The following is a 10434-nucleotide window of genomic DNA, read 5'->3' as shown; positions in this document are numbered from 1 at the left end:
CCGATCGGTTTTTTGAATGTAGATGATATAAAAAGACCTAAGTCATTACTGACTTAGGTCTTTTTATATCAGGACAGACTTGAAATAGGGGATTGAAACCGATGAGTGATCTAAAGCAAGTTATGCACTGTTGGGCTTAGTTAGTACTATTTTATAACTATTAACTTTGCATATGTTCGCGACTCATACAGACATGGATAAGAGCAACATATGTCATAGTAATTGTTATGTGGGTTAAAAAAAAGATAGCGTAATTAAATTTATGCATCTTCTTTAATGGTATGGACTAATGCAACTTCGCAAACTTTACCCGTTGAAAGCTTTACTAACTTATTATTTAAAAAATATTTAGGAGAAACCAATATAATTTGATCAGATGCCTCTATACCATAACAGCCACCACGACTTATAAAAACAACATCATCAACAATAAAAACTGTGCTCTTAACAGCCACCTCAATTAAATATATTGAATTTGCTAAAGATTGACCACTAATAAATAGTAGTAATGTACCTATTAATAACTTGTTCATTCTTATTTATTCTTCTTTTTACAATATGCAGACAATCTAATATTGTACACTGTAATTTAACTATACCTAGCATTTGTTCATTTAAAAAAGGTGGGGTCACAAAATAAATCATTAATGTCGAATAACAATATAACACTTTGACCACCATCAAAATTAAATTAAATTAAATAATTAACAGTTATTAGCGTCAAATTAATAGCCTGACAATACAAAAATCGAGAAAAAAAAGATAAAGCACGCCTAAATTAGTATTTTACATGTCATTTACCAGAACAACAAACAGTCTTCCTTATGCTTTTTGAGAGTAATTACAATCTCAACTAAGGACATGTGCCTCTTTCATTTATAGAGTGGCTAGGTAGATTTTAACCGTCATATCATTGTACGCTTTGAGGAGGAGGGCAGAATCAGTCAGGTCTAAATAATTTCTGACTTAGGTTTTTTTATGTATGGCACCGCTAGACGGGCTTGAATCGTCACTTCTTTCGTATAACTTGAGGTAGTGAGATTTTGGAGATGCGAAAAAGCAAAAAGTCCTAAGTCATTTCTGACTTAGGACTTTTTATATATGGTACCGCTAGACGGACTTGAACCGTCACTTCTTTCGAAATCGGATTTTGAATCCGACGTGTCTACCAATTCCACCACAGCGGCATTTAGTAAGCTAATCAATCAGCTGACCAATCTGTGGCGTTGATTATACCCATCAAAACATTACAAACAAGCGTTTTTAAATGAGTTGTGCCTAAGCGCTCAAAAAGTCGCCACTAATCACGACTTATAATTTTCTAACAAAATGCTACACTGTCCGCTTCTATTTCCAGAGGAATCAACATGGCTAAGCGTAATCAGAAAAAAACACCAAAACTTACTCTGCAAGAGCAATATCAAGGTTGCCCTCGTGCCACTATTTTTAAACGCTTAGGTGCATACCTTTATGACCTATTTGCACTGGCTGCGGTATTGATGCTCTCAGTTATTCTGGCGCTATTGGTTGTTATTATTGGTAACAACATGGGCCTAATTAATCTTTCTGCTTATAAAGACATTGCAGACTACTTGGGTCAAAGTGACATTTTTGTTGCTTACTTAGGGTTTGTGACTGTTGGATTCTATGCTTACTTTTGGACCAAAGGCGGTCAAACAATTGGTATGAAAGCATGGCGTTTACGTGTACAAAATAGCGATGGTAGCAATATCAGCCTAACTCAAGCGTTAATTCGCATGGCGACTTCGGCATTTGGCCTAGGTAACATTTTAGCTTTATTCAGCAACCGTAATGCGTTTCAAGACTTATGGTCTGAATGTGAAGTGATTGCATTAACAAAAGAACTTAGTACTTGGAAAGGTTTTAAAGGTATGGGTTTTATGGATGAAGACAAAAAATAAAGAATAAGCTGTCGGCTTTCAGCGGACAGCTTATATTACTGATAGCTGACAGCTAAAAACTGACAGCTTTCTTTTTCTAACTTTGCCTTCTCAGTAAATACATCGCAATACTTAATACTAATAAGCTGGGTAATACCGCGCCTAATACCGGTGGTAAACCAAAAACCAAACTTGCAGGCCCAAATAACTCCCCCGATACATGGAATGTAAATCCACTCGCGATACCAAAGATCAACCGCGTTCCCATCGTCACCGTGCGTAATCCACCAAATATAAATGAAACCGACAACAGCATCATCACCACGATAGTGAAGGGTAATACGGCTTTGCGCCAAAATGTTAACCAATAACGACTTGCATCCTGTTCGTTACTCTCTAAATAATGAATATAATCATAAACGTCACGCATCGACATTTTTTCAGGATCACTTAACACCACTTCTAGTTTTTTAGGTGTTAACTCCGTTTCCCACGTGTATTGATCCATTTTTAGCACTTGTGTCTTATCATCAGAAAACTGTGTCTGACTGACATTCGCTAATAACCAACTGCCTTGTTGGTAAACGGCTTTTCTGGCTAATACGGCTTGCTCTAGCTTCATCTGTTTATCAAAGAAGTACAGTTGCACACTAAACAGTTCGGCCTGATTATTCATGCGTCCGATACTAATAAACGCATCGCCATCTTTTACCCAGACGCCATATTTGTTACTGACTTTTTCCTGTCCGCTACGTGCTTGATCACGCATTGAGTAGGCTTCTTTATCTGTTTCAGGGGCAACAAACTCACCTAAAATCATCACAGCCAATACCATCGGCACCGCTGTTTTTAATACCGCACCGGCAATGCGTAACTTTGAAAGTCCAGCTGCTTGCATAACCACTAGTTCACTACTGCTAGCAAGGCTGCCTAAACCAATCAATGCGCCAATCAATGCGGCCATTGGAAAGAAAACAGCGATTTCAACGGGCATTTTTAGCAATACAAAGTAACTGGCGCTCCATACATCATAGGTACCTTGGCCCACATTTTTCATCTGCTCTACAAACTTAATAATGCTACTTAAGCCGATCAAAACAAACAGGCTTAAAAATGTAGAGGCAAAAATCGTTTTACCAATATAGCGATCTATTATTCCCATCATATTAAGATTCAACCTTTAATTTTTTTTTGCTCTTTTTCGCATAAGAAAACTTACCGAGTGCTTGTAGATGCAACACAATGCCGAGGCCTAAAAATAACAATTGCACTATCCAAATCGAAATAGCAGGTAAAGTGCCATCTTCAATCAAGCTGCGCGCTGTACTGAGCAATAAGAAAAAGGTTAAGTACATTGCAAGTGCGGGTAATAACTTCGCATAGCGACCTTGGCGCGGGTTTACTTTTGCCAGCGGCACGGCCATAAACGTGATCATCAAAATAGAAATTGGAATCGCAAAACGCCAATGTAATTCCGCTTGGTAATTAGGGTCGTTCACCGAAAACAGTTGTGCGGTCGGTAACGCTTCAACACCGCGTTTTTTCTCGCGGATTTCACGATTAGCAATATGCACTTCAAAACGTTCAAATTCACTAACATCAAATTGTGCTTGCCCGACAATACCCGCATAACGCTGCCCATCGCGTAAGGTTAACCAAGTGCCATCTTCTTTGTTTTCAACACTGCCGGTTAACGAGGTTAATACCGAAGGGGCTTTATCTGTTTCTTTTGGCCAATGGGCCGCAAAGACACGATCTAAATGCTGCCCTTTTTTATATTGTTCAACGTAAACAACACCGCCTTTATCGGAGGTGCTATGAAAACGCCCTTCAATTAAGGTTGCCGTGCCCGCATCGGACTCCGCATTTTCAATCACGCTAATCATTTCATTTTCTGCAATAGGAGCAAGATACAAACTATTAAATGAAGCAAACGCAAAGGTGAATAATGACAAGATAAACGTCGCTTTTAACACTTTATTGGGGCTATAACCACAAGACGTCATGGCGACCATTTCACTTTCACCATGCAAACGGCCATGGGCAAACAGTACAGCCAAGTAAAAACTGATGGGCAACATCAATGTACCCAGTGTGGGTAAATTAAGGTAAAGCAGCGTTAAAACAAGATCCGGAGGAATGACACCATTGATTGCTTTTGCAAGAATGCTAATAAACTTTTGGCTGACAAAAATAAGCAGTAGAACAAATAGAATACCTACTTGGCTTTTGAATGTTTCTAGCATGAGGTAACGAAGAAGTATCACCCTGTTCTCCAGTCTGAAATTAGAGTTATGAAAATGGTGGATTAAGCAAGTAATTACGGTAAAATTGCTGTTTCTAGCATTTATATATAATTATTACATTGTAGCGATTCAAACTTACAAAAAACAGATAAGTTTTTGTTAGTTGGATAGTAACGAGCTAAGGCTAAGCTATTACACATAAAATTGCTGTTTAATCACTAAATCAACAGCAATTTGTACGGTAATCAGGCACATTTAACGATAGCATTGTTAAATTAAATAAATTCACTGCATTAAGGGTAACTATGGAATTTCTTGTAAAAAGTGGCAGTCCCGAAAAACAACGTAGCGCATGTATTGTTGTTGGCGTTTTTGAACCTCGTCGTTTATCACACGCGGCTGAATTACTTGATGAAATTAGCGATGGTTATTTAACATCACTACTTCGTCGTGGTGATATTGAAGGTAAAGTTGGCCAAGTACTATTTTTACACCATGTACCGAATGTACCAAGTGAACGCGTTTTATTAGTCGGCTGTGGTAAAGAGCGTGAATTAACTGAAACCCAATACAAGCAAATTATTGCTAAAACGATTGCAACACTAAACGATACCGGCTCATTAGAAGCGATCTGCTTCTTATCAGAGTTGCATATTAAAGGTCGCGATAGTTACTGGGCAGTGCGCCAAGCGGTTGAATCAGCACAGGACTCGTTATATAGCTTTGATCAATTCAAAACTAATAAAGACAATACTCGTCGTCCACTACGTAAATTAACGTTTAACGTACCAAGCCGTAAAGAACTGCCACGCGCAGAGCTTGCATTACAGCACGGTATTGCAGTGGCATCAGGCGCTAAAATTTGTAAAGATTTAGCGAATATGCCACCCAACATCTGTACGCCATTGTACCTTGCTGAGCAAGCACAGGCATTAGGTGAGCGTTTTGATAAGGTGACCACTGAAATCATCGACACTGCGCAGATGACAGAGCTAAAAATGGATAGCTACCTTGCTGTTGCAAGAGGTTCAGTTAATCCAGCTTACATGTCACTCATGCATTACAACGGTGGCGAACCAGGTCAAAAACCGATTGTATTAGTGGGTAAAGGGTTGACCTTTGACTCCGGTGGTATTTCACTGAAACCAGGCGCAGGCATGGATGAAATGAAATATGACATGGGTGGCGCAGCTTCTGTTTATGGCACCATGAAAGCACTGGCTAAATTAGACTTACCGATTAATGTTATCGGTATTTTAGCGGGCGCAGAAAATATGCCATCAAGCAACGCATACCGTCCGGGTGACATTTTAACAACAATGTCAGGACAAACGGTTGAAGTATTAAATACCGATGCTGAAGGTCGCTTAGTATTATGTGACGTATTAACTTACGTAGAACGTTTTGACCCTGAATGTGTGGTTGATATCGCAACCTTAACCGGTGCGTGTATCATGGCACTAGGTCATAATATCTGTGCAATGTTAAGCCCACATAAAGGCCTTGCGCACGAGTTATTAAATGCGTCAAATCAGTCAAGCGATAAAGCATGGCAGTTGCCGATGGACGATGAATTCCAGAAACAATTGGATAGCCCATTTGCTGATATGGCAAACATTGGTGGACGTCCTGCAGGCACAATTACTGCCGCATGTTTCCTTTCTCGTTTTACTAAAAAATACACATGGGCGCATCTTGATGTTGCCGGTACAGCTTGGCGTCCAGCAGGTGCTAATAAAGGCTCAACAGGTCGTCCTGTGCCATTGCTAACGCAATTTTTAATTAACCGTAGTGAAAGCGAACTAGGCGAATAACCAACTATGAGCCAAGTGACTTTTTATATTCTTAATGAAAATGGTAGTGAACAACTACCTGCACATTTTATGCAGGCTTGTACGCTGGCAGCTTTTTATTATCAACAGAATAGAAAAGTGTTCATCTATACCGATAATCAAGAAGATGCATTTTTGGTCGATGAAACACTGTGGCAATTTGATGGTGATAGTTTTGTTCCACACAACTTATTGGGTGAAGGTCCAAACTTTGGTACGCCAGTTGAAATTAGCTGGATGCCACCCACACACCCTCGCCCAATATTAATAAATTTAAGTTTACAGCTACCTGATTTTTCTAATAATTTTCAACAGATTATTGATTTTGTTCCAAGTGATGAACAATTAAAAATCGCAGCTAGACACAGATACAGTGCCTATAAAAAATTAGGCCACACGTTATCAACTCAACAAGTTGAAAGCCAAAATTCAAACAACCAAACAGAAGATAAGTAATGGAAAAGATATACAACCCAAGTGCCATCGAGCAAAAAAACTACCAAACGTGGGAAGAAAAAGGTTACTTCAAACCACACGGCGATACTAGCAAAGAAAGCTACTGCATTATGATCCCACCGCCAAACGTGACTGGTAGTTTGCACATGGGTCATGCTTTCCAAGATACTATTATGGATACCTTAATTCGTTACCAACGTATGCAGGGTAAAAATACTTTGTGGCAAATGGGTACCGACCATGCGGGTATCGCAACACAAATGGTTGTTGAACGTAAACTGTTTGCTGAAACGGGTCAAACACGTAAAGAATTAGGTCGTGAAACCTTTATCGACAAAATCTGGGACTGGAAAAAAGAGTCTGGTGGCAACATCTCTAAACAGATGCGCCGTTTAGGGACGTCTGTTGATTGGGATCGTGAACGTTTTACAATGGATGCCGGTTTATCTGAAGCCGTTAAAAAGACATTTGTAGACCTATTCAATGATGACCTTATCTACCGTGGTAAGCGCTTGGTTAACTGGGATCCAAAACTACAAACAGCCATTTCTGATTTAGAAGTTGAAAACAAAGATGTTAAAGGTTTCATGTGGCACTTCCGCTACCCACTGGCTGATGGCGTATTAACTGCTGATGGTAAAGACTACATTGTAGTCGCGACAACACGTCCTGAAACGATGTTAGGTGATACCGGTGTTGCGGTAAACAAAGACGATCCACGTTACCAATCAATCATTGGTAAAAACATCTTATTACCTTTCACTAATCGTTTAATTCCAATCATGGCTGACGAACATGCCGATATGGAAAAAGGCACGGGTTGTGTAAAAATCACACCTGCGCATGACTTTAACGATTACGAAGTCGGTAAACGTAACCAACTGCCAATGATCAACGTATTAGATTTTGAAGCAAACATTCGCAGTGAAGCTGAAGTATTCAACAGCAATGGCGAAAAGAGTGACGATTACAGCAAAGCATTACCTGAGCAATTCCAAGGTTTAGCACGTGAAGCAGCGCGTAAACTGGTTGTGTCTGAATTAGACGCATTAGGTTTATTAGAAGAAGTTAAAGATCATGATCTTGTAATCCCTTACGGCGATCGTGGTGGCGTTGTGATTGAACCAATGCTAACTGACCAATGGTATGTACGTGTAGCGCCTCTTGCAAAAACAGCAAAAGAAGCGGTTGCTAACGGTGACATCAAATTTGTACCACAACAATACGAAAACATGTACAACGGCTGGATGGATAACATTCAAGATTGGTGTATTTCGCGTCAACTTTGGTGGGGACATAGAATCCCAGCTTGGTACGATGAAGCAGGTAAAGTTTACGTAGGTCACGATGAAGCTGCCGTGCGTAAAGATAATAACCTCGATGACTCTGTGGTATTAACACAGGATGAAGACGTATTAGATACTTGGTTCTCATCAGGTCTTTGGACGTTCTCTACATTAGGTTGGCCACAACAAACAATGGATCTTAAAACCTTCCATTCTACTGATGTATTAGTAACGGGTTTTGATATTATTTTCTTCTGGGTTGCACGTATGATCATGATGACCATGCACCTTATGAAAGATGAAAATGGCAAACCACAAGTGCCCTTTAAAACCGTTTATGTGACCGGACTTATTCGCGATGAAAATGGCGATAAGATGTCTAAATCTAAAGGTAATGTATTAGATCCTTTAGACATGATCGACGGTATCGATTTAGAAAGCTTAGTGACTAAGCGTTGTGGCAACATGATGCAACCTAAGATGGCGAAGAAGATTGAAAAGCAAACACGTAAAGCTTTCGATGGTGGTATTGAACCACATGGTACCGATGCACTGCGTTTCACACTAGCGGCAATGGCATCAACGGGTCGTGATATCAACTGGGATATGAACCGTCTTGAAGGTTACCGTAACTTCTGTAACAAGCTTTGGAATGCTAGCCGTTATGTATTAATGAGCTCAGAAGAAAATCCTTCAGGTTTTGGTAGCGATGCAACAAACGAAATGCAATTAAGCTTGGCAGATCGTTGGATCCAAGGTCAATTGCAAAATACGATTCAAGAATATACCCATGCGTTAGATACGTTCCGTTTCGATTTAGCAGCTAACATTCTTTACGAATTCACGTGGAGCCAGTTCTGTGGTTGGTACTTAGAGTTAACTAAACCCATCTTGTTCAAAGGCACTGAAGCACAGCAACGTGGTACACGTAATACGCTAGTAAACGTACTTGAAACATTATTACGTTTAGCGCACCCAATTATGCCGTTTATGACCGAAGAAATTTGGCAGCGTGTTAAAGCGATCACGGGTTTAGGCGGCGATAGCATCATGCTTGAGAGCTTCCCTAAATTTGATGAAAGCCTGAACGACCAACAAGCAGTTAAAGATCTTGAGTGGGTTAAACAAGTTATTGTTGCGATTCGTAATATCCGTGGTGAAATGGATATTAGCCCGAAAACGCCACTTAACTTATTAGCTAAAAATGCGTCAAGTGAAGACCAACGTCGTTTTGCTGATAACGAAGCTTTCCTAAGCGCGTTAGCAAACTTAGAAACAGTGACTATGGTAGCGACAGGCGAAACAACGCCAGTGTCTGCAACTGCGTTAGTGGGTGAGCTTGAGTTGTTAATCCCAATGGCTGGTTTAATTGATGTTGATGCTGAGCTTGCACGTTTATCTAAGCAATTAGAAAAAGCAGATAAAGAGCTAGGTAAAATTGTCGGTAAGTTAAGTAACGAACGTTTTGTTAGCAATGCACCTGATGCGGTCATCGCAAAAGAGCGTGGCAAGCAAGCTGAGTTACAAACAACCTGTGACAAACTAAATGAGCAGATTGAAACAATTAAAGCACTTTAATTTTTCAAAAAGTTAAGCTATTTAAAAAAGGATCACATAGTGATCCTTTTTTTATGCCCACAAAATAATACAACCTTCACATTTAACGTACAAAAAAAAGACAACTTTTAAAAAAGACGTACACTAAACGTCCGCTTTAACATGGATGTTGAATGGATGAGAACAATTAACAAAAGAGCCGGCTTATGCTTCTTGATGCTGTTTATCAGCCCGGTGCATCTGTTCGCCCTCACTAAAATTACAGTGTGGGAACACACGGTAAATGACCCCACCGAAATAATAATGGAAACGCTACAACAAGCCCTTGATATCACTAAACCTGAATATGGCGATTATCAATTAATTACCTCTATAAAAATGAAGCAAGGCCGTGCCTTACGCGAGCTTTCCAAAATTGATTTCTCACATTTAGACTTAGCCCATTTTACACCAACCAGAGAACGAGAAAAACAAGCCATTGCCGTTAGAATCCCACTCATTCAAGGTTTATTAGGATACCGAGTTTGTTTAATTAATCAGGGAGAGCAATACCGATTTGCTAATATTACCAATAAAAATCAATGGCTCGCGAGCAACTTGAGTATTGGACAACATCAAAATTGGCCCGATACCTTAGTATTAAAAGACAATGGTTTAGCGGTAAAAACCTCTTACAAATACGAACTGCTTTTTCAACAACTGGCTAAGCAACGTTTCGACTGCTTTGCCCGCGGTGCAAATGAAATAGTTTATGAACAACATACACATCAAGATCTTGATCTTGTGATAGAAAAAGAAATAGTCCTACATTACCCATTTCCACTGTTCTTTTTTGTGAATAAAAACAACCCTAACCTTGCCAAGCGTTTGTTGCTTGGGCTGTCAAAATTAAGAGACAATGGCACCTCTGAAGCATTATTTGAATATTATTATCAGACACAAATAGAAGATCTAAATCTTGAGAATCGTCATATTATAGAGCTTCAAAATCCGACCCTTTCATATCAAACAATCCAAGCCACAAAAAAATCTAAAGCACTATTTCAACAACGTTATTTAGTTAAAAGTACACATTAACAATGCATTTTATGATTAGTCGAATACATACGAATCAGGGAATATTGAAACTCTCAGGGGATCTTTCAAATCAAAAAAT

At 39.4% G+C, this 10434-nt stretch carries 8 protein-coding genes and 1 tRNA gene; 5 read left to right on the top strand and 4 right to left on the bottom strand.

Annotated elements, in window-relative coordinates; all coding sequences use genetic code 11:
- Positions 1-260 precede the first annotated feature (260 nt).
- Both CXF74_RS19730 and CXF74_RS19725 read right to left on the bottom strand, forming a co-directional pair.
- Entirely contained in the window at positions 261-533 is a 273-nt protein-coding gene (locus CXF74_RS19730; protein ID WP_101084237.1) for a hypothetical protein, read from the bottom strand.
- 569 nt (positions 534-1102) lie between these two features.
- Positions 1103-1187: transfer RNA gene (locus CXF74_RS19725), tRNA-Leu, on the bottom strand.
- A 180-nt stretch (positions 1188-1367) separates the two neighbouring features.
- Between CXF74_RS19725 and CXF74_RS19720 the strand changes: the two genes are divergently transcribed.
- Complete coding sequence (locus CXF74_RS19720; RefSeq protein WP_101084236.1) at positions 1368-1922, top strand: RDD family protein; 555 nt, start codon at positions 1368-1370, stop codon at positions 1920-1922.
- A 76-nt stretch (positions 1923-1998) separates the two neighbouring features.
- On the opposite strand, the gene lptG is transcribed toward CXF74_RS19720, so the two are convergent.
- The gene (gene lptG, locus CXF74_RS19715; RefSeq protein ID WP_232772597.1) at positions 1999-3066 is read right to left on the bottom strand and encodes an LPS export ABC transporter permease LptG; all 1068 of its coding nucleotides are present in this window, start codon (positions 3064-3066) and stop codon (positions 1999-2001) included.
- Between the two features lies 1 nt (position 3067).
- Positions 3068-4168, bottom strand: coding sequence for an LPS export ABC transporter permease LptF (lptF, locus tag CXF74_RS19710; protein WP_101084235.1), 1101 nt, complete (start codon positions 4166-4168; stop codon positions 3068-3070).
- A gap of 284 nt (positions 4169-4452) precedes the next feature.
- Between lptF and pepA the strand changes: the two genes are divergently transcribed.
- The 4 genes from pepA to CXF74_RS19690 all read left to right on the top strand — a co-directional run bounded on the left by pepA (position 4453) and on the right by CXF74_RS19690 (position 10355).
- Complete coding sequence (gene pepA, locus CXF74_RS19705; RefSeq protein WP_101084234.1) at positions 4453-5961, top strand: leucyl aminopeptidase; 1509 nt, start codon at positions 4453-4455, stop codon at positions 5959-5961.
- A 6-nt stretch (positions 5962-5967) separates the two neighbouring features.
- Positions 5968-6435 carry a DNA polymerase III subunit chi gene (locus CXF74_RS19700; RefSeq protein ID WP_101084233.1) on the top strand — a complete coding sequence of 156 codons (468 nt, stop codon included), beginning with the start codon at positions 5968-5970 and terminating at the stop codon, positions 6433-6435.
- Positions 6435-9299, top strand: coding sequence for a valine--tRNA ligase (locus CXF74_RS19695; RefSeq protein ID WP_101084232.1), 2865 nt, complete (start codon positions 6435-6437; stop codon positions 9297-9299). The genes CXF74_RS19700 and CXF74_RS19695 overlap by 1 nt, the downstream gene beginning before the upstream one ends.
- Before the next feature lie 156 nt (positions 9300-9455).
- Positions 9456-10355, top strand: a complete 900-nt coding sequence (locus CXF74_RS19690; RefSeq protein ID WP_157822469.1) for a transporter substrate-binding domain-containing protein — start codon at positions 9456-9458, stop codon at positions 10353-10355.
- Positions 10356-10434 lie beyond the last annotated feature (79 nt).

The sequence above is a fragment of the Psychromonas sp. Urea-02u-13 genome (genome assembly GCF_002835995.1).
In the GTDB taxonomy this organism is placed as follows: Bacteria; Pseudomonadota; Gammaproteobacteria; order Enterobacterales; family Psychromonadaceae; genus Psychromonas.
The sequence above is the reverse complement of the archived record's forward strand: the minus strand, read 5'-3'. Positions and strand labels throughout refer to the sequence as shown.

Coding starts and splice junctions, on each gene's coding strand:
- CXF74_RS19730 (WP_101084237.1), bottom strand. CDS start 533: ATGAACAAGTTATTAATAGGTACATTACTACTATTTATTAGTGGTCAA.
- CXF74_RS19720 (WP_101084236.1), top strand. CDS start 1,368: ATGGCTAAGCGTAATCAGAAAAAAACACCAAAACTTACTCTGCAAGAG.
- lptG (WP_232772597.1), bottom strand. CDS start 3,066: ATGATGGGAATAATAGATCGCTATATTGGTAAAACGATTTTTGCCTCT.
- pepA (WP_101084234.1), top strand. CDS start 4,453: ATGGAATTTCTTGTAAAAAGTGGCAGTCCCGAAAAACAACGTAGCGCA.
- CXF74_RS19700 (WP_101084233.1), top strand. CDS start 5,968: ATGAGCCAAGTGACTTTTTATATTCTTAATGAAAATGGTAGTGAACAA.
- CXF74_RS19695 (WP_101084232.1), top strand. CDS start 6,435: ATGGAAAAGATATACAACCCAAGTGCCATCGAGCAAAAAAACTACCAA.
- CXF74_RS19690 (WP_157822469.1), top strand. CDS start 9,456: ATGAGAACAATTAACAAAAGAGCCGGCTTATGCTTCTTGATGCTGTTT.